At 33.6% G+C, this 17,853-nt stretch carries 21 protein-coding genes and 1 tRNA gene; 7 read left to right on the top strand and 15 right to left on the bottom strand.

The features are described 5' to 3' along the window. Positions 1–10: 10 nt before the first annotated feature. Both DRZ96_RS03970 and folE read right to left on the bottom strand, forming a co-directional pair. Positions 11–490 (bottom strand): HD domain-containing protein, encoded by a 480-nt coding sequence (locus DRZ96_RS03970; protein WP_112889654.1) that lies wholly within the window; start codon positions 488–490, stop codon positions 11–13. 10 nt (positions 491–500) lie between these two features. Beyond that, complete coding sequence (gene folE, locus DRZ96_RS03965) at positions 501–1,055, bottom strand: GTP cyclohydrolase I FolE (RefSeq protein ID WP_070701494.1); 555 nt, start codon at positions 1,053–1,055, stop codon at positions 501–503. A 165-nt stretch (positions 1,056–1,220) separates the two neighbouring features. Between folE and DRZ96_RS03960 the strand changes: the two genes are divergently transcribed. Next, positions 1,221–2,591, top strand: a complete 1,371-nt coding sequence (locus DRZ96_RS03960) for a D-alanyl-D-alanine carboxypeptidase family protein (protein WP_112889653.1) — start codon at positions 1,221–1,223, stop codon at positions 2,589–2,591. Between the two features lie 78 nt (positions 2,592–2,669). Then, positions 2,670–2,746: transfer RNA gene (locus DRZ96_RS03955), tRNA-Arg, on the top strand. A 204-nt stretch (positions 2,747–2,950) separates the two neighbouring features. Here the strand turns inward: DRZ96_RS03955 and cutA are convergent. Further along, positions 2,951–3,280: a divalent cation tolerance protein CutA gene (cutA, locus tag DRZ96_RS03950; RefSeq protein ID WP_070701491.1), complete on the bottom strand. Its 330-nt coding sequence runs from the start codon at positions 3,278–3,280 to the stop codon at positions 2,951–2,953. 114 nt (positions 3,281–3,394) lie between these two features. Here cutA and DRZ96_RS03945 point away from each other — a divergent pair, with 114 nt between their 5' ends. Beyond that, entirely contained in the window at positions 3,395–3,727 is a 333-nt protein-coding gene (locus DRZ96_RS03945; protein ID WP_070701489.1) for a phage holin family protein, read from the top strand. A gap of 350 nt (positions 3,728–4,077) precedes the next feature. Here DRZ96_RS03945 and DRZ96_RS03940 read toward each other — a convergent pair whose 3' ends face one another. The 12 genes from DRZ96_RS03940 to rpmH form a co-directional block, all read right to left on the bottom strand. Beyond that, positions 4,078–4,494, bottom strand: a complete 417-nt coding sequence (locus tag DRZ96_RS03940) for a hypothetical protein (RefSeq protein ID WP_070701487.1) — start codon at positions 4,492–4,494, stop codon at positions 4,078–4,080. Further along, positions 4,494–5,384 carry a PhzF family phenazine biosynthesis protein gene (locus tag DRZ96_RS03935; protein ID WP_070701485.1) on the bottom strand — a complete coding sequence of 297 codons (891 nt, stop codon included), beginning with the start codon at positions 5,382–5,384 and terminating at the stop codon, positions 4,494–4,496. The genes DRZ96_RS03940 and DRZ96_RS03935 overlap by 1 nt, the downstream gene beginning before the upstream one ends. Before the next feature lie 2 nt (positions 5,385–5,386). Next, a complete protein-coding gene (locus tag DRZ96_RS03930) occupies positions 5,387–6,238 on the bottom strand; it encodes a ParB/RepB/Spo0J family partition protein (RefSeq protein ID WP_112889652.1) in 852 nt (283 codons plus the stop codon). After that, entirely contained in the window at positions 6,231–6,986 is a 756-nt protein-coding gene (locus DRZ96_RS03925) for a ParA family protein (RefSeq protein WP_070701482.1), read from the bottom strand. Before DRZ96_RS03925 ends, DRZ96_RS03930 begins: the two co-directional genes overlap by 8 nt. Positions 6,987–7,236: 250 nt before the next feature. After that, positions 7,237–7,929, bottom strand: a complete 693-nt coding sequence (gene rsmG / locus DRZ96_RS03920; RefSeq protein ID WP_112889651.1) for a 16S rRNA (guanine(527)-N(7))-methyltransferase RsmG — start codon at positions 7,927–7,929, stop codon at positions 7,237–7,239. Next, entirely contained in the window at positions 7,919–9,823 is a 1,905-nt protein-coding gene (gene mnmG / locus DRZ96_RS03915; RefSeq protein ID WP_112889650.1) for a tRNA uridine-5-carboxymethylaminomethyl(34) synthesis enzyme MnmG, read from the bottom strand. The genes rsmG and mnmG overlap by 11 nt, the downstream gene beginning before the upstream one ends. 6 nt (positions 9,824–9,829) lie before the next feature. Next, positions 9,830–11,209, bottom strand: a complete 1,380-nt coding sequence (mnmE, locus tag DRZ96_RS03910) for a tRNA uridine-5-carboxymethylaminomethyl(34) synthesis GTPase MnmE (RefSeq protein WP_112889649.1) — start codon at positions 11,207–11,209, stop codon at positions 9,830–9,832. Between the two features lie 77 nt (positions 11,210–11,286). Further along, the gene (gene jag / locus DRZ96_RS03905; RefSeq protein ID WP_070701474.1) at positions 11,287–12,090 is read right to left on the bottom strand and encodes an RNA-binding cell elongation regulator Jag/EloR; all 804 of its coding nucleotides are present in this window, start codon (positions 12,088–12,090) and stop codon (positions 11,287–11,289) included. Next, complete coding sequence (locus DRZ96_RS03900; protein WP_112889648.1) at positions 12,090–12,824, bottom strand: YidC/Oxa1 family membrane protein insertase; 735 nt, start codon at positions 12,822–12,824, stop codon at positions 12,090–12,092. Before DRZ96_RS03900 ends, jag begins: the two co-directional genes overlap by 1 nt. A 17-nt stretch (positions 12,825–12,841) precedes the next feature. Then, positions 12,842–13,057, bottom strand: coding sequence for a membrane protein insertion efficiency factor YidD (yidD, locus tag DRZ96_RS03895; RefSeq protein ID WP_070701457.1), 216 nt, complete (start codon positions 13,055–13,057; stop codon positions 12,842–12,844). Then, the gene (gene rnpA / locus DRZ96_RS03890; protein ID WP_083315525.1) at positions 13,054–13,389 is read right to left on the bottom strand and encodes a ribonuclease P protein component; all 336 of its coding nucleotides are present in this window, start codon (positions 13,387–13,389) and stop codon (positions 13,054–13,056) included. Before rnpA ends, yidD begins: the two co-directional genes overlap by 4 nt. A gap of 8 nt (positions 13,390–13,397) precedes the next feature. Continuing rightward, positions 13,398–13,532: a 50S ribosomal protein L34 gene (gene rpmH, locus DRZ96_RS03885; protein ID WP_005955298.1), complete on the bottom strand. Its 135-nt coding sequence runs from the start codon at positions 13,530–13,532 to the stop codon at positions 13,398–13,400. 434 nt (positions 13,533–13,966) lie between these two features. On the opposite strand from rpmH, the gene dnaA reads away from it, so the two are divergent. From dnaA to recF, 4 genes are all read left to right on the top strand, one after another. Beyond that, positions 13,967–15,316: a chromosomal replication initiator protein DnaA gene (dnaA, locus tag DRZ96_RS03880; protein ID WP_112889647.1), complete on the top strand. Its 1,350-nt coding sequence runs from the start codon at positions 13,967–13,969 to the stop codon at positions 15,314–15,316. 148 nt (positions 15,317–15,464) lie between these two features. After that, a complete protein-coding gene (dnaN, locus tag DRZ96_RS03875; protein ID WP_112889646.1) occupies positions 15,465–16,559 on the top strand; it encodes a DNA polymerase III subunit beta in 1,095 nt (364 codons plus the stop codon). Between the two features lie 2 nt (positions 16,560–16,561). After that, positions 16,562–16,774: a S4 domain-containing protein YaaA gene (yaaA, locus tag DRZ96_RS03870; RefSeq protein WP_070701449.1), complete on the top strand. Its 213-nt coding sequence runs from the start codon at positions 16,562–16,564 to the stop codon at positions 16,772–16,774. Then, positions 16,771–17,844: a DNA replication/repair protein RecF gene (gene recF / locus DRZ96_RS03865; protein ID WP_112889645.1), complete on the top strand. Its 1,074-nt coding sequence runs from the start codon at positions 16,771–16,773 to the stop codon at positions 17,842–17,844. Before yaaA ends, recF begins: the two co-directional genes overlap by 4 nt. The last annotated feature ends 9 nt before the right edge of the window (positions 17,845–17,853 follow it).

The raw sequence follows: 17,853 nt of genomic DNA, 5'->3' as shown, positions 1-17,853 counted from the left end.
AATACTCCCATCAATAAATTATTGTGTGATTTTTCTTGTTAAAGCTCCAATTGCATTCCTTGTAGGCAGGACACCTAAAGCAGGGCCTCGAAAGTTTGTCTGCCCTGTAAAAGATATTGAAAAATTCATCTTCTGCCAGGTCCTTGCTCCTGTGGGCTCCTATGCAATTTAGGATTCTTTCCTTTTCTTCATCTGAAAAATCTGTTAGCTTTAAAATTTCTCTAGCAAGATCAACTGAGGCAATGGCGTGATTTATCCCTTCTTTTATTTCAATTACCCTCCCCAAGTCGTGGAGGAGGGCTGTTGAATAAATCATATCCTTGTCTACATCTACATCTTCTTCTAGCTTAAGGATGTAACAAATCCTTGCAACTGACACAAAGTGTTCGTAGTTGTGCCTGCAAAAGAACCTGTCCCTTTCAAGATATTCAAGTTCATTTAAATATTCATTATAAATCTTGCTCTTGAGAATAAGGTCTGTATTTTTCATTAAAATCTAATTAAAATTCAATTAGTCTAAAGGCTTCTTGTTTTTGCTTTTCGTCTGTTTCAAGAATTCCTCTAGCTACTGATGTTACAGTCTTTGAGCCAGGCTTTTTAACCCCTCTCATGTTCATGCACATGTGCTCTGCTTCTATAACTACAAGAACTCCCTTTGGTTCAAGATACTTCATCATGGCATCTGCAACTTCTATGCTAAGTCTTTCTTGTAGTTGTGGTTTTTTTGCATAAGTTTCTACAGTTCTTGCAAGTTTTGAAAGACCTGCTACCTTTTCATTTGGGATATAGGCAATGTGAGCCTTTCCGTAAAATGGTAAGAAGTGGTGTTCACACATTGAGTAGAATTCAATGTCCTTTACAACAACAATGTTGTCTTCTGTTATTTCAAAAGTTTTGGATAGATGCTTTTCAGCAGTTTGTCCAAGTCCTGCAAAAACTTCTTCATACATTCTCGCAACTCTTGCTGGAGTTTCTAAGAGACCTTCTCTATTTTTGTCTTCTCCAATTGCTTCAATTATCATTTCAACAGCTTTTTCTATTTTTTGTTTATCCATATATAGTCTCCTCATAGATTATTTTAAAATTTACAAATTTCATTATATCATATTGCCCTTACAATGATAATAATTACCCATAAGTTAGAAGTTTATCCAGGCCTATAAAGTCTACTTAATTTACAATTTATTTATAATTTGATACAATATTTCCCGAGGTGCATGATGAAGAAATTACTTCTATATTTATCTCTTGGACTTGTGATTTTTTCTGCTCCTATAAATGTTTTGGCAGAAGAAACAAAAGCACCAATTGATAATATAAAGGCAACTAGTGAAAATACAACAGATGCCACAGATACAAATGCTGAAGAAAAAGAAATTGATCCAAATACAATTAGAAACCAAAATATTTTAGTCCCTACAAAGGAAGGTGTCCAAAAGGCCAACCTTTATGAGGCTGAAAAAATAAAAAAATTAGAAGAGGTCCCTCTAGAAGGCCTCACTAAGTCTTACTTATTGGGAGATTATAAGTCTGGTGAAATCTTAGAAGGTCATAACCTAGATGAGATTCGTGCCATGGCATCAACTTCCAAACTTGTTTCAATATTTGTAGTCTTAGATAAAATCCAAGAAGGATCCATATCCCTTAATGACGAAGTTGAAATAGATAAGGAGGCCGCAGTCCTAACAGGATCTTCCTTTAAGTTAAAAGAAGGCGACAAGGTCACAGTGGAAAAGCTAATTGAAGCTTCCATGGTTGTATCAGGTAACGATGCAATCACAGCTTTAGGTAAGCATGTGGCAGGTTCTACAGATGCCTTTGTCAAGATGATGAACGACAAGTGTCAAGACTTAGGACTTAAAAATGCCCTAATGGTAAACCCAACAGGACTCACAAATTATGAAATCCTTGACTATAACAAGATGACAACTAGGGAAATGTTTAAGCTTGCATCAGAACTTATAAAATTTCATCCAGAGATTTTAAAATACACTTCTATAACTAAGTTAGAAGAGCCTGAAAGGAATTTTATAGAATACAACACCAACCCAGTCCTTGGCATTATCCCTGAAGTTGATGGTCTAAAGACAGGTTACACCAATGCAGCGGGCAGGTGTGTAATCTTAACTGGACTTGAAAAGGGTGTTGACGACGAGTCAAAGGACATGAGGCTTATTGGAATAACTACAGGTTCCAACTCTGACTTTGAGAGATTCGTTGCCTGCAAAAGACTTATGACAAAAGGCTTCGAAGACTACGGCTACAATGCCATTGGTGACACAGAAAAGGAAGTAAGGACCATAGAAGTCCTCCACTCTCAAGATGAAAATATCCCAATTTATCAAAAGGAAACTGGCTACATACTTTCTAAGTCAGGAGATAAGTACAGGGAAATGGTTGAGATAAATGAAGACCTTAAGGCACCAATCGAGGCAGGTTCCTCAGTTGGTAAGATATCCTTTTATAAGGGTGACAAGCTAGTCTTTGAAAGTGACTTAATAGTTAAGGACAAGGTCTATGAAAATGGAATAATCAATAAATTTAAGAGGGTCTTTGAAGAAATTTTTGTAAATATTGAGAAGGCTGCTTAAGTTAATAAACTAAGATTTAAAAAGAAGTGTCATAAAATATTGACACTTCTTCATTATTTATATACAATAATTTTATAGGTCTACGTAGCTCAGTTGGATAGAGCACACGCCTCCTAAGCGTGGGGCCGGAGGTTCGACTCCTCTCGTGGACGCCACAAATCACTTGCATTAGCAGGTGATTTTTTTATGGAAGTTTTTTTCCTATTTCAAATTTCTTTAGATTTCAATTTTTTGATCATAATAAATTGGCTCTAGCTTTATATTTTTTATAAATTTTAAATTCACCAAGTAGAATTAGTCACAAAATATTTTTTGTTTGATTTTCAATTTCTTTGTCTATATTTTTATTAATTCTACTTTTATATCTCCAAATTCAAATCTATTAATTCAATTATATTTATCACTGGAACTTCATAGGGATGATTTTCCCTTATAATTTTCATAGCTTCCTCTAAATCTTCTCTTCTTATCCTAAATTCTAACTTAGATTCCTCTACTTCTTCAACTTTATTTAGGCTTCCTATATAGGGGTTTGCCCCTTCAATTGGCCTAAAATGACCTTTAACATATGTTTCTGCATAACAATAGTCATAATTTTCTTCTTTTAAGAAACCTTTTTCGTTAATTTTATCAATTAATTTTATGCTGTCTTCTCTTGGGATAAATACTTCTATTTTCACGTGTTTCATGGTCTACCTCCTCTTATTTTTATACCACAAATTGTCTTGGATAGATATAAATTTAAATATAAATTGTTTAATTTCCATTTCCTTGGTTATATATTAAGTAGGGAGGAATCATTTATGATTAGTTTAATTATTAAAGTTTTAGTAAGTGGATTAGCTGTTTTACTAACTTCTGCACTTTCCATTGGAATTCAAACAGACGGTTATTCTACAGCTATTATGGCAGCTATTGTAATAGGAATTTTGGACTGGGCAATCAATAAGTTCACAGGAGTTGACGCTTCACCATTTGGTAGAGGTGCAGTAGGATTTGTTGTTGCAGCAATAATTTTATTCATCACAGGTCAAATTGTTGATGGATTTACAGTATCAGTTCTTGGTGCTGTTGTTGGTGCTCTTATCCTTGGTATTGTGGATTCATTCCTACCAGTTGACAAAAAAACTATGTAATATAAAAAAGACTCGACCTAAGTCGGGTCTTTTTTATTAAAAATATAGTCTAAGAAAGGGAGTAATTCTTATCTTAGACTATATTTTTATGAAATTTATAAAGAAAAGAGTTTTTTTAAGTTATTTCTGTGGATAAGTGCCCTTCCCTTAGTTTTTTACTTAATTTTCAAGCTTTTTTATCCACAATTTCCTCTTCTTATCTACAAATGTTGATTATAATTCGCAATTTTCTCTAAAAATAAGAAATTGTTAATAGTTTTTAGATTTTTATTTTTTATCAACAAGCACTTAATATAAATTTATCCACAAATTTTTTACAATAAAAAACCAGTGAGCATAAGCCACCAGGTTTATCTTCCATATTTTTCTATTATTTCGTCAATCATCTTAGAGTTTCTTGAACTTACATTGTAATAAATATTGTTAACCCTAATAGTTAGTCCAGTCTTAACAAAGGAAATCTTGTTGCCACTTGTGAAATAAACATTGATGTAATTTGCAATTTCGCCATTGGTATCCTTGTTGGCTTGTTTACCCCTTAGGCTGTTTAAGTCCTTACATATCTTAGTAACTATTTTTCTATCCTTAATTGTCTTCATATTGCCAGTTTTAAAGCCTATTATCTCGATATAATCAACGTCTCTTGGGTTTATATCTACTATCTTATTTCTAGAAGATACTAGGCTACCTCCAAAAAAAACTAGGATGGCAAAGAATATTACAAGGACTAACCTTGATCTATTTGATTTTTTCTGTCTTCTTCCCATTATAAATTTATAACTCCATTCATAAATACGTAGGCCCTTCCACCGACCCTTATTTTCTTATCATTTTTTCCCAGGCTAGTTATAACCTTTGAAACTCTTCCAATATAATCTCCTTGAGTTGCTAAAATAGAGTCGCTCTTTGCAAGGTCATTTGCCTTTAGGTAGTGCATTGTGGCTGCAGTTGATGTTCCACTGCCAAATTCTTCGTCAGCACCTATAATTGGTGAGAAGGTTCTTTGTTTAATTTCTTTTCCATCTTGTGTTGTAAAAGCATGGATGGAAATTATCTTTTCTTCTCTAGAAATTTTTATTGCTTCATCTCTACTTAGGCTAATAGACGATAAAATCTCTTCATTTTTTACTGGAACAAGGATATCACAGGTTCCTGTGGATATTTTCTCCATATTTAAGCTTTCTTTAATTTCTAGACCTATATCATTAGGACCTAAATTTAAAGCTCTTAAAACGCCTTCTGGGGCCTCGTATTTTTCCCTCAATTCAACATTTAAATTCATATAGACATTTTGTATCTTAGAATTTTTGTAATCAAGCTCTACTGGAATCTTTCCAATCTTTGTATGTTGGATAATATTTTTTACCCCATCTTCCTTGGACATGATGTATTCATTTTCTGCAAGGGCATAAAAAGTTGCAATAGTTGCGTGACCACAAAGGTTGATTTCTCCATCTGGTGTGAAAAATCTTGTGAGATATCTATCCCTATCTAGTTGTCTAACAAAAACTACAACAGATTGATTTATATCCATTGCTATGTTTTTCATCTCTAGGTCTGTGAGTCTTCCATCATCTATGACAACGCCTGTAGAATTTCCCATAAATGGCCTGTCTGAAAAGGCTGATACTAGGTATATTGTGTAAAATCTCTTCATATTTAATCCAACTCTCTAGCCAAAATTAGATCAAGAATCCTAGATAGGTCTTCTTCTCCATAATATTCTATTTCGATTTTTCCAACCTTACCTCTTTTTTTGAAATTAACCTTTGTTCCAAGAGACCTTTCCACTTGGCTTCTCATGTCTTCTAAGAATATGTCTTCTTTTTCTTGAACCCTTGGTTTTTTTACACTTTTCTTGTTGTTATTTACAGGTAGAGAGTCTTTTATAATCCTCATGGCTTCTTTATATTGCTTATCTCCATCCTTAATAGAAAGAAGTTTTTTACCATGGGATACAGATATTTTTTCTTCTTCAAGAAGTTTTAAGACTCTTGGGTCAAGATTTAATAATCTAATAGTGTTACCTATATATTGTCTAGATTTGCCTATTTCTTCTGCAAGTTCCTTTTGTGTGAGATCTTGTGAATCTAGTAGGTGCCTGTAACTCATGGCTTCTTCAACAGGGTTTAAGTCCTTTCTTTGAATGTTTTCTATTATAGCAATCCTTGAAGATTCATGGTCAGTAATATCTTTTACAATTGCTGGGACTTTTTCTAAACTTGCAAGTTTTGCAGCCCTAAATCTTCTTTCTCCAGCTATAATCTCATACTTATCTTCTTTTTTCTTCAATAAAAGTGGTTGGATTATACCGTATTTTTCAATCGAAGCTGCTAGGTCTTTTAGGTCTTCTTCATTAAAGTTCTTCCTAGGTTGTCCCTCGTTTGCAACAATATCAGAAGTGCTAATTTCCATAAGTTTGGAGCGTTCTTCTTCTATAACTTCTCTTATTTTTTCACTGGAATTTAGAAAGTTTCCAATTCCTCTTCCTAGACCCTTTTTCTTAGTCATTTATCTCACCTATAACTTCCTTGGCAAGGTCTGTGTAAGCCTTAGCCCCCTTAGAACTGCTGTCATAGTCGTATATGTTCATTCCATAGCTTGGAGCTTCAGCCAATCTTACATTTCTTGGTATAAAAGTTTTAAATACCTTGTTGTCAAAGTGCTTTTGAACTTCTTCAACTACCTGGTTAGATAAGTTTGTCCTTCCATCGAACATACACATTACAACACCTAGTAGGCTCAAGCTTGGATTAAAGTTATCCCTTACAAGGGTCATAGTGTCCATAAGTTGAGATACTCCTTCAAGTGCATAATATTCACATTGGACTGGCACTAAAATCTTATCACTTGCCACAAGTGACATCATTGATAGGATTCCAAGAGAAGGTGGTGAATCTATAATTACAAAATCATAATTGTCCTTCACCTTATCTATCATCTTTTTTAATTTAAATTGCCAATCTTCGTGCCTTGCTAGTTCTATCTCCACTCCAGCAAACTCCGAGTTTGATGGGATTATATCAAGTTTTGAAAAACCTGTTGGATATATCGAATCCAATTCTTCATCTATTAAAAAATCGTAAATCATATTGTCAAATTCATATAGACCAAGGCCCGATGTAGCATTTCCTTGGGGATCCATGTCCACTATTAGAGTTTTTTTGCCTCTTAGAGCCAATGCTGAACTTAAATTTATGACTGTGGTGCTCTTTCCAACACCACCCTTTTGATTAAAAACTGTAATTACAACAGACATATTCTTACCTCATTTCTATATAATTAATAATATCATGTTTAAGAAGCATTTTAAAGATGAGGAAAGTATTAGTGCAAAATTTTTATTCTAATTTTAGCCTCATGCTCTACGTAGAGCACAAATAATATTTATACTAAATGCTCTACGTGGAGCATAATAATTTATCGAAATATTAAGTTTTATTGCAAGCAAAAAGGCTCCACGTGGAGCCTTAATTTTTTCTTTGTGTTTGTTTGTGTAAATAACTAACTTATAGGGGAGACTTCCTAGGTTTACCTTCACCTCTTGGATATTTCTTGTCAGTAGCTTTTACCTTTTTTATTACAATTATATAGTGATCAATATCATTAGGTAGGGGAGTGTGAATTACATCTTCAACTTCTCCACCCATAACTTCTATTGCTCTTTTGCCATTCTTAATTTCTTCTTTATACTCTGGTCCTTTTTGAGATATGAAATATCCACCGACTTTCACAAAACCCATTGCATATTCTGTAAGAGTTGATAGGTTGGCCACAGCCCTTGATACCGCAACATCAAACTGTTCTCTATATTCATCTGTCCTTGCAACTTCTTCTGCTCTTGCATGAACTGCCCTTATGTTTTTAAGGCCTAGGTCTTCTATAACTCCATCCAAGAAGTCAATCCTCTTTCTTAGGGAGTCTAGTAGGGTTACATCGAGCTCTTCATTGTAGAGTTTTAATGGGACTCCAGGAAATCCTGCTCCTGTTCCAATGTCTATAATTTTTTCACTTCCGCTAAACTTTCCAGTTTTTATAAGGCTTAGGCAGTCCAAAAAGTGTTTTACATTAAACTCATCATCTTCAGTTATTCTTGTAAGATTTGTGTGTTGGTTATAATCTAGGATTAATTTTTTATATCTCTCATACTTATCTATATTTTTTGTATCAAGGTCATATTCCTTGAAATAATCAACTAACATTTTTTCTCCTCATTTGTTCTAAGTGGATAAGAAGGACATTTATATCAGCAGGTGAAACTCCAGTTATTCTCGATGCTTGACCAATAGATTCTGGCCTAATATCAGATAGCTTTTCTCTTGCTTCAATCCTAAGACCATCTATAGCCTTGTAGTCAAGGTTCTTTGAAAGCTTCTTATTTTCAAGCTTTTTAAATTGTTTGATTTGGATTTCTTGCTTCTTAATATATCCTTCGTATTTTATTTCTATTTCTATATTTCTTATTACATCTTCACGGACAGGAGGTCTATCTGGATCAAAGACTTCTAGTTTTTTATAATCAAGTTCTGGCCTTTTTATCATTTCATAAAGACTAAAGGAATTTTGAGTCTCAGTAGATCCAAGTGACTCTAAAATCTTATTGTTTTCAGCAGTTGGGTTGATTTGAATCTTCTTAATTCTCTTTATTTCATCTTCAATTGCCTTTTTTCTGTATAGGTAACCTTCATATCTCTCATCATCTACAAGACCAATTTCCCTTCCTCTTTCAGTCAATCTGAGGTCTGCGTTGTCTTGTCTAAGTGTTAGCCTGTACTCTGCCCTTGATGTCATCATCCTATAGGGTTCACGAGTTCCCTTGGTTACAAGATCATCGATTAAAACGCCTATATAAGCTTCAGACCTATCTAGGATAAAGGGATCTTTTCCTTGGACCTTTAGAGCTGCATTGATACCTGCAACTATGCCTTGGGCTCCTGCTTCTTCATAACCACTGGACCCATTTATTTGTCCTGCAAAGAAAAGACCTTCATAGTCCATGTGTTCAAGACTTCTCTTTAAAAGAGTTGCATCAATGGCATCATATTCTATGGCATAGGCAGGTCTAAGGATTTTGCAGTTTTCCATCCCAATTATTTCCTTGTAAAACTCTTGTTGAATTTCAACAGGTAGGGAAGAGGAAACACCTTGTATATACATTTCATCAGTAGTAAGTCCTTCTGGCTCAATAAATACTTGGTGGGAATCCCTGTCCCCAAACCTCATAACCTTGTCTTCAATAGATGGACAATATCTTGGGCCCTTTCCCTCAATGTCTCCAAGGGCCAAGGCAGACCTTTCAATATTATCCCTTATAATTTCGTGACATTTCTTAGTTGTGTAAGTAAGGTAACAAAGTTCTTGGTCAATATCATATTTCTTATCAATATTTAAGAAGGAAAATGGAATGATTTCTTCATCTCCAGCCTGTTCCTTCATAACAGATAAGTCAATAGAACTTCTTAGGACCCTGGCTGGTGTACCAGTTTTAAGCCTTTGAAGTTCCATTCCAAAATCTTCTTCCAAACTAGAAGAAAGGTGGTTGGCAGGTCCAAAACCAGATGGACCAGATGAGAAGTTAACTTCTCCCATAAAAATCCTTGCCCTAAGATAAGTTCCACTGCAGATTACAACAGCTTTGGTATTGTATTTTGCACCATTTCTTGTCAAAACTCCACTTACCTTATTACCTTCTTTTAAAATTCTTATAGCTTCATCTTCCACAAGATAGAGGTTTTCTTCATTTTCTAGAACTCTCTTCATCTCTTCGTGATATTTTCTCTTATCAGCTTGAACCCTAAGCGAATGAACTGCAGGTCCCTTAGATGTGTTTAGCATCTTAGATTGGATAAAAGTTTTGTCAATGTTTTTAGCCATTTCTCCACCAAGTGCGTCAATTTCACGAACTAGGTGGCCCTTTCCAGTTCCTCCAATATTTGGATTACAGCTCATTTGCGCAATTGAATCTAAATTTATACATAATAGGAGAGTCTTTGCACCAAGTCTTGCAGAGGCAAGGGCAGCCTCACTGCCAGCATGGCCTGCTCCAATGACTACTGTGTCAAAGTCTCCCGCTTCATAATATTTAACGTCTGACATCTTTACCTACTTTCCTATACAAAAATCAGAAAATACCCTGTCTAAAATATCTTCTGTTGTAATTGTTCCTGTTATTTCAGAAATGTGGCCTATTACATTTTCTAGGTCAACTTCAATTAAATCTAAAAAGACCTTTTTCTTTAAGCTCTCATTTACCTCTAAAAGAGATTTTTTTGCTTCCTTTAAGGCATTTATATGTCTTAGATTGGAAAGGACTGAATCAGAGGATATTTGAAGTTCTCCGTCAAAGAAGAGGTCAATAATTAGGTTTTCTATCTTTTTTACTGACTCATTTTCCATTACAGAAAGTCTCAAATAATCATCCTTGAAGTATTTTTTTATTTCTTCATCAGAAATCTTTTGTTCCAAGTCATCCTTATTTAAAATAGTGATGTGCTTCTTGTCCTTTATTAGATTTAAAATTTCTTCGTCGTCCTTGTCAAACTCACGAGAAATATCAAAAATTGCAATAACAAGGTCAGCTTCCTTTAGCTTTTCTCTGGCTATATTTACACCAATTTTTTCAACTTCATCGTCAGTTTCCCTGATTCCTGCTGTATCTGTGATCTTCAATAGGACACCATCGAGGTTTATATAGTCTTCTATAATATCCCTAGTTGTTCCAGCAATATCAGTGACTATGGCCCTGTCATATTTTAAAAGACCATTTAAAAGAGAGGACTTACCAACATTTGGTTTTCCAAGGATAACTGTGTTTATTCCATCCCTTAAAAGCCTTGAATTCTTTGAATTATCTAAGAGATTATCCATCTTATCAAGGATTTTGTTGGACCTTTCAATAAGGTCATTATAGGCAGCATCCTCAATATCCTCATCTGGAAAGTCAATGTTTGCAACAATTAGAGCCTGCATAGATACAAGTTCGTCCTTTAATTTATTAAGAACTTCACTCAAGGCACCACTTAATTGATTTAAACCCATGTCAAAAGACAAGTCAGTCTTTGCCTTAATCATGTCAATTACGGCTTCTGCTTGAGTTAAGTCAATTCTTCCATTTAAAAAGCCCCTCTTAGTGAACTCACCTTTTTCAGCAAGTCTTGCACCTTTAGAAAGAATTAAGTTAAGAATCCTTTTTACAGATACCACACCACCATGGCAGTGGATTTCAATAATGTCTTCTGCTGTATAGGAGTGGGGTCCCTTCATCTTAACAACTAGGACTTCATCGATTTGTTTATCTCCGTCAACTATATGACCGTATAAAAACTTCCTATTTTCAGCCTCTGCCATCTTTTTTCCACTGGCAGATTTGAAAATTTCATCTATTATATTAATTGAATCATCGCCACTCATTCTTACTACAGCAATGCCGGCCTCGCCGATTGCTGTAGAGATAGCAGCTATTGTATCATTTAAATTTCCCATTTTATCATTCCTTTTAGATTATATTACTACAATTAAGACAAATAAAAAAGAAGGCTTTTAAAATAAAGCCCTCTTTATCAATATTCTCTCTCTTTTTGAATTACTACTTTTCTAAAAGGATCCTTTCCTTCTGAATGAGTAAGTACTCCTTCAAAATCTTGTAAAGCTGTGTGGATAATCTTTCTTTCATAAGAATTCATAGGTTCAAGCTTTATGGACCTACCAGTCTTAAGAACCTTGTTGGCCATTTTGCCAGCAAGATTTTCAAGAGTCTTCTTTCTCTTATCCCTGTAGCCACTAGAGTCAAGGTTGACCCTAATGTATCTTGAAGATTTTTTATTAACAATTAAGTTTAAAATATATTGGATAGAATCAAGAGTTACCCCTCTTTTTCCAATTAAAATTCCAAGTCTATTTTCATCTCCGTTGACATTTACATTTAGAGTATTATTTTCTAATTCCATTTCCACAATATTATCAAGTTCAAGAGTTTCAAGGATTTTTCCTAAAAATTCTCTTGCAGCACTTAAGATTTCTTCATTTTCTTCATCAAGAGTCTTAATAGCTTCTTCCATATGAACTTCATCTGTGGAAACTTCTTCGTCTTCTATTTCAAGTTCATCATCAGTATTTTGAACTACTTCTTGGCTCGTCTCTGGTTCAATTTCTTCATTAAATATTTCATTTAAGATGCTTTTTGTCTCATCTACTTTTGGCCAAACTTTTACAGTGGCATCCTTAGAACCAATAAGTCCCAAGAAACCCTTTTGACCCTCATCAAGGACTTCAATTTCAGCATTATCTCTTGTAATATTTAATTCATTTAGAGCCTCTCTTACTGCTTCATCTACGGTTTTGCCCGTCTTAATTACATAATTCATTACTTGTCCTTAACCTCAACTTCTTCAATTTCATCTTCTACAATCTTATTAGTTATGAGCTGTTGACCTATTGAAAAAATATTGGAAACAGTCCAATAAATTACAAGTCCTGCTGCATATTTTCTTGCCATTGAAAAAATTAAAATTGGCATTACAACCATCATAGTAGACATCATTGACTTAGCTTGATCAGCACCTGCTCCTTGAGTTGCAGGGTTCTTAGTAGTAATAAAGGATACTAAGAAAGTCGAAGCTGCCGCTATAATAGGCATAATTAAAGTTTTGTCAGCATGATCAATATTTTCTATATAAAAGAAGTTCTTGTTCATTGCTTCATAAAAACCTGGATCTGTAAAAGCGAAGGTTTGTGGGTTCAAAAAGACCCTATAAAAGGCAATCAATACAACCATGGTAATAATCATTGGAAGACATCCTCCAGCCATGTTGTAGTTGGCATCCTTATAAAGCTTTTGTTGCTTAGCAGCCAAAGTTTGTGGGTCGTTTTTGTACTTCTTTTGAATCTTAGTAAGCTCTGGTTGAAGTTTTGCCATTTTCTTTTGATTTTTCATCTGAGAAATATTTAGTGGCAAAATCAAAAGCTTAATAATGATAGTTGCAATTATAATTGAAAGTGCAAAAAATGAAATTGCAGCTGGTTCTTGTGGTATAATTGCTGCTAGACCATCATAGATGAATCTAACAAAAGTACCAAGTATAGTACTAATTAAATGCATTAATAATTTCCTCCAATTTAAATGAGAGGATCGTATCCGCCCTTGTGGAAGGGATTACACTTTAAGATTCTCCTTATAGTCAAATAAGTTCCCTTAAAAAATCCATACTTCTCATAGGCTTCGTAGCTGTATTGTGAACAGGTTGGGTCAAACCTACAGTGTCTTCCTGGAAGAAGATAGGTTGAAATAAACCTTTGATAAAATCTTATTAAAATCATACAAATTTTACTCATTTAACCATCTTCTTTTGTCTTTTTAAAACAGAAAAAAAAGAATTCTTAAAGTCTTTAAAGTCCGAATCACATGCATCCTTCTTTGCGACAAATACATAATCGTATCCAGGCTTTATTTTATGAGAATTCTCTCTTAAAAGGTGTTTTAATCTTCTTCTGATAAAATTCCTATTTACTGCATTGCCGACTTTTTTTGTGGCAGTAATGCCAAATCTCGGATAGTCTCTATTGTTCTTAGCAGTAAAAAGAGTGATGTATCTAGATCCAGAAATCTTCTTATTAGAATAAACCCTTTGAAATTCACTATTCTTTTTTAAATAACAATCCTTCATTATAAAACCTAAGCTGAAAGTTTCTTTCTGCCCTTTCTTCTTCTTGCCTTAATTACGGCTCTACCTGCTCTTGTTCTCATTCTAGCACGAAAACCGTGTTCTCTTTTTCTTTGTTTGTTTTTTGGTTGATAAGTTCTTTTCAAAATTCTCACCTCTTTCTATCCTTATCATTTTATTTACAAATTAGAGTCTTGTCAAGTAATATAGTCAATTAATTAACTTTCAAAACCAAAAAAATATAAATATTAAATAATTTATGAGAGTTCATTCAAAGCCCTTATTGTTGATAAGTATAGTCTTATTTGTTAAAATATATGTGGATAATTGTGAGTTATATGTAGATAATAATAAACCTGTTTATAAATAAAGTTATTAACAATCTGTTGATAAGATGTTGATAGTTTTATTTTTATTTTTCTAAAAACTGTGATTTAGCAAATTTTTTAGGCAATCTATCAACAATTCAACCAAAATCATATTGTTTATATTTACTTATCCACAAGTTTACTCACAATTGTATATAGATTTATGAACTGTTATTTATCAACAATATATAAATTGTTAATAAGGAGGAAATATGGACAAGGAACTTTCCACTATGTGGGAGTCTTTCTTAAAAGAACTTGAAAAAAAATCAATGTCTCAAGTTACATACTCCACTTGGTTTTCCAGAATGCTTCCAAAATCAATTGATTATGATGAAGAAAAAATCATAATCACAGTTCCCTCTCCCTTTATAAGAGATTATCTTGTAAATAATAAGAGGCACTTTGACCTCGTAGGGGAAGCCCTCAATGAGATTACGGGAATTGATTTTGATATAAGCATAATTTCAGAAGATGAAGCAACAGACCAAAACCCTGCAGGCCTTATAAATAAGAACTTCTTAAGCATATCAAGGCTAAACCCAAAATACACTTTTGATACCTTTGTGGTGGGCAAGAGCAATGAATTCGCCCATGCAGCAGCTTTGGCTGTCTCTGAAAATTACGAAAATCCGCAAAATGCCTTTTCAAACCCCCTCTTCATTTATGGAGGTGTAGGACTTGGAAAGACCCATTTAATGCATGCAATTGGACATTTTGTACTAGAACAAGATCCTACAAAGAAAATTTTATACGTGACAAGTGAGCAGTTTACTAACGAGCTTATAAATTCAATCCAAACTAATAAGAATGAAGACTTTAGGAATAAATACAGGAAGGTTGACCTTCTACTTATAGACGATATCCAGTTTATAGCTGATAAGGACAGGACTCAGGAGGAATTTTTCCATACCTTTAATGAGCTCCATGAGCAAAATAAGCAAATTGTCCTTACATCTGATAAACCGCCTAAGGATATCAAGAGCCTTGAAGAAAGGCTTATTTCTAGGTTTGCCTGGGGTCTTGTAGTAGATATTGGACCTCCAGATCTTGAAACTAGGATTGCAATTTTGAGGAAAAAGGCCGATTCTGAAGGATTCGAGGTTTCCCAAGAGGTAATGAACTTTATTGCAGAAAATGTCAGAAGCAATATAAGAGAACTTGAGGGAGCCTTATCCAGGGTTATGGCCTATTCAAAGCTAACAGATTCAGATATTTCCGTTGAATCTGCTGCCATAGTCCTTAGGGATATCTACGAAACTAAGGCCAAAAAACAAATAACTGCAGAATATATAAAGTCTGAAGTTGCTAAAAAATATGGACTAAATCTTGATGATTTAAATTCTAGAAAAAGGACCAAGGCTATAGCCTATCCAAGACAAATAGCCATGTATATAACAAGAGAACTAACTGATCTTAGCCTTCCTAAGATTGGAGATGTATTTGGTGGACGTGACCACTCTACTGTTATTCATGCCTACGACAAAATAAGCAAGGATTTAGAAGATGATCCTGTATTTAAAATTGAGATTACTAATTTAATAAAAGAGATAAAATCTTAGCTGTTGATAAGTTTTTATAAGTGTCAATCTTATCCACAACTTATCAAGAGAAATTTTTATTGTAACTCATAACTTTTAGGGACTTATTAACAAATCCACAGGCCCTACTACTATTACTGATTAATATACTATTTTCTAGGAGGAAAAAATGCTAATAAAGGTTAACAGAAAAGAACTGACAAAACATATTTCCATAGTTCAAAAAGCAATTTCTCAAAGAACGACTATGCAAATACTTGAAGGTATAAAAATATCAGCCAAAGATAATATTCTTACTCTTACTGCAACAGATACAGAAATAAGCATAAAGACTGAGCTTAAGGCAATTGTTGAAAGAGAAGGAGAAATTGTAATAAATTCAAGACTCTTTGGAGATATTATTAGAAAACTTGAAAATGACATTATAAATATAAATGTAGAAAATTATATGATGAACCTTAAATGTGGTGATTCAATCTTTAACTTATCCACACAAAAGGCTGATGAATATCCAGACCTACCAAAAGTAGAAGAAGATATCACTATAGATATGTCAGCTAAGGACCTAAAAAACATTGTAAAGAAGACAACTTTTGCCGTTTCTAGTGACGAATCAAGAATTGTCTTTACAGGTGTCCTAATGGATATAAAGAAAAACTTTATAAATTTTGTTGCCCTAGATGGATTTAGGATGGCAATACAAAAACTTGAAAAGGAAACTGGAATTGAAAATTCAATTATAATTCCATCCAGGTCACTTAATGAACTTGTAAAGATAGTTGATGATGAAGAAAATCTTAAGTTAAATATTTCAAGAAATAATATTGTCTTTAAGTTTAACAATACTGTATTTTATTCAACTTTATTAAGTGGAGACTTTTTTAGCTACAGTGCTCTTCTAAGAGATGAACACAAGATTTCTACATCTGTATCAAAGAGAGAATTCCAACTTGCAGTGGAAAGGGCATCTCTTCTTGCAAGAGAAGACAGAGCCAACCTAATAAAATTAAATGTAGCTGAAAATTATATTGATATAAAAAGTAATTCAGAAATTGGAGATGTTTTTGAAAAAGTTAAAACATCAGAACATGATGAAAGTTTAGATATTGCTTTTAATTCAAGATATATTTTAGACGGGGTTAAGATACTAGAATCTGATGAAATTGTCCTTAATTTCACTGACTCAGTAAACCCACTAATAATTACAGAAAAAGAAAATGATTCCTATATATATCTTGTCTTACCAGTAAGACTTGCGGGGTAACTATGGAAACAATTAAAATAAATACTGAATTTATAAAACTAGATTCCTTCCTAAAACTAACAAACCTTTGTGAATCAGGTGGTCTTGCAAAGACCCTTATCCAAGAAGGTGCTGTTATGGTTAATGGAGAAGTGGAAACTAGGAGAGGAAAAAAATTATACAAGGGAGACAAAATTTCTTTTGAGGGAAATGACTTTATAATTGGTGAAAAATGAAACTCAACCATCTAAGACTTTTTAATTTTAGAAATTACAAGGGTTTAGATTTTATTCCAGGTGAAAATATAAATGTTCTCTATGGTCTAAATGCTTCGGGAAAGACCAACTTGTTGGAATCAATTTACATGTCTATAAGGGCCACTTCTTTTAGGAGCCTAAAGGACAATGACCTCATTAATATAGATGAAAATTCCTCAAGTATTATTACAAGATACATGACAGAGGACTACAAGGACGACTACAGGATTGAAATTTCAAAGTTTGAAAACAAGAAACTTTTTATAAACGATGACAAGGTAAATACTAAAGAATACAGAAAATCTAGATTTGTAGTGCTTTTTAATCCTGAAGATTTGAATATAATAAAATATTCACCCAAGGAAAGAAGAAAATTCTTAGACGACCTGCTTTCAAATATTGACCTAAATTATGATTTTTATATGTATAAGTATAGGAGACTTTTGTTCGAGAGGAACAAGCTTCTAAAGATGAACATGGACAGAAATCTTCTAGATGTCTACGACAGGGAAATCGTAAAAAATGGTACCAAGATAATTATAATGAGGTTAAAGACTATTAAAAAGTTAAATGAAATTGCCAAAAAACATTATAAAAACTTATCTGGAGACGATTTAAATATAACCTACCTATCTACAGTACCAGTTTTCGTGGACGAGGAAGAGCTAATGGAAAATTATTTGAAAATATTAAAGGAATCCCTCCCAAAGGACCTTGAGAAGAGATACACAACAATTGGGCCCCACAGGGATGACTTGGACTTCAAGATAAATAAATTTTCCTCTAAGTCTTATGGGTCCCAGGGAGAGCAGAGATCTATAGTCTTGAGTTTAAAATTATCTGAAGCAGATCTTATAAGAGATTTATATAAAACAAAGCCTCTACTTTTACTTGATGATGTCTTTTCGGAAATTGATTCTAAGAGAAGTAGATACTTATTACATTCACTAAAAGATTTACAGACCTTTATCACCACAACAGAGGCTGACGAATTTCTAAAATCCGTTGATGCCAATTTTTATAGGGTGAGTCAAGGTAGGATTTTGTAAAAGAACAGG

The sequence above is a fragment of the Peptoniphilus harei genome, assembly GCF_900454685.1.
In the GTDB taxonomy this organism is placed as follows: Bacteria; Bacillota; Clostridia; order Tissierellales; family Peptoniphilaceae; genus Peptoniphilus_A; species Peptoniphilus_A harei.
This window is presented reverse-complemented; position numbering and strand designations above follow the sequence as displayed.

What these genes read in the sequence shown, in the direction of transcription:
- mnmG (WP_112889650.1), bottom strand. Translation starts at nt 9,823, where the DNA reads ATGTCAGACGTTAAATATTATGAAGCGGGAGACTTTGACACAGTAGTC.
- mnmE (WP_112889649.1), bottom strand. Translation starts at nt 11,209, where the DNA reads ATGGGAAATTTAAATGATACAATAGCTGCTATCTCTACAGCAATCGGC.
- DRZ96_RS03960 (WP_112889653.1), top strand. Translation starts at nt 1,221, where the DNA reads ATGAAGAAATTACTTCTATATTTATCTCTTGGACTTGTGATTTTTTCT.
- folE (WP_070701494.1), bottom strand. Translation starts at nt 1,055, where the DNA reads ATGGATAAACAAAAAATAGAAAAAGCTGTTGAAATGATAATTGAAGCA.
- DRZ96_RS03900 (WP_112889648.1), bottom strand. Translation starts at nt 12,824, where the DNA reads ATGCATTTAATTAGTACTATACTTGGTACTTTTGTTAGATTCATCTAT.
- jag (WP_070701474.1), bottom strand. Translation starts at nt 12,090, where the DNA reads ATGAATTATGTAATTAAGACGGGCAAAACCGTAGATGAAGCAGTAAGA.
- dnaN (WP_112889646.1), top strand. Translation starts at nt 15,465, where the DNA reads ATGCTAATAAAGGTTAACAGAAAAGAACTGACAAAACATATTTCCATA.
- dnaA (WP_112889647.1), top strand. Translation starts at nt 13,967, where the DNA reads ATGGACAAGGAACTTTCCACTATGTGGGAGTCTTTCTTAAAAGAACTT.
- DRZ96_RS03930 (WP_112889652.1), bottom strand. Translation starts at nt 6,238, where the DNA reads ATGACTAAGAAAAAGGGTCTAGGAAGAGGAATTGGAAACTTTCTAAAT.
- cutA (WP_070701491.1), bottom strand. Translation starts at nt 3,280, where the DNA reads ATGAAACACGTGAAAATAGAAGTATTTATCCCAAGAGAAGACAGCATA.
- DRZ96_RS03925 (WP_070701482.1), bottom strand. Translation starts at nt 6,986, where the DNA reads ATGTCTGTTGTAATTACAGTTTTTAATCAAAAGGGTGGTGTTGGAAAG.
- rsmG (WP_112889651.1), bottom strand. Translation starts at nt 7,929, where the DNA reads ATGTTAGTTGATTATTTCAAGGAATATGACCTTGATACAAAAAATATA.
- rnpA (WP_083315525.1), bottom strand. Translation starts at nt 13,389, where the DNA reads ATGAAGGATTGTTATTTAAAAAAGAATAGTGAATTTCAAAGGGTTTAT.
- DRZ96_RS03935 (WP_070701485.1), bottom strand. Translation starts at nt 5,384, where the DNA reads ATGAAGAGATTTTACACAATATACCTAGTATCAGCCTTTTCAGACAGG.
- DRZ96_RS03970 (WP_112889654.1), bottom strand. Translation starts at nt 490, where the DNA reads ATGAAAAATACAGACCTTATTCTCAAGAGCAAGATTTATAATGAATAT.
- DRZ96_RS03940 (WP_070701487.1), bottom strand. Translation starts at nt 4,494, where the DNA reads ATGGGAAGAAGACAGAAAAAATCAAATAGATCAAGGTTAGTCCTTGTA.
- yaaA (WP_070701449.1), top strand. Translation starts at nt 16,562, where the DNA reads ATGGAAACAATTAAAATAAATACTGAATTTATAAAACTAGATTCCTTC.
- recF (WP_112889645.1), top strand. Translation starts at nt 16,771, where the DNA reads ATGAAACTCAACCATCTAAGACTTTTTAATTTTAGAAATTACAAGGGT.
- DRZ96_RS03945 (WP_070701489.1), top strand. Translation starts at nt 3,395, where the DNA reads ATGATTAGTTTAATTATTAAAGTTTTAGTAAGTGGATTAGCTGTTTTA.
- yidD (WP_070701457.1), bottom strand. Translation starts at nt 13,057, where the DNA reads ATGAGTAAAATTTGTATGATTTTAATAAGATTTTATCAAAGGTTTATT.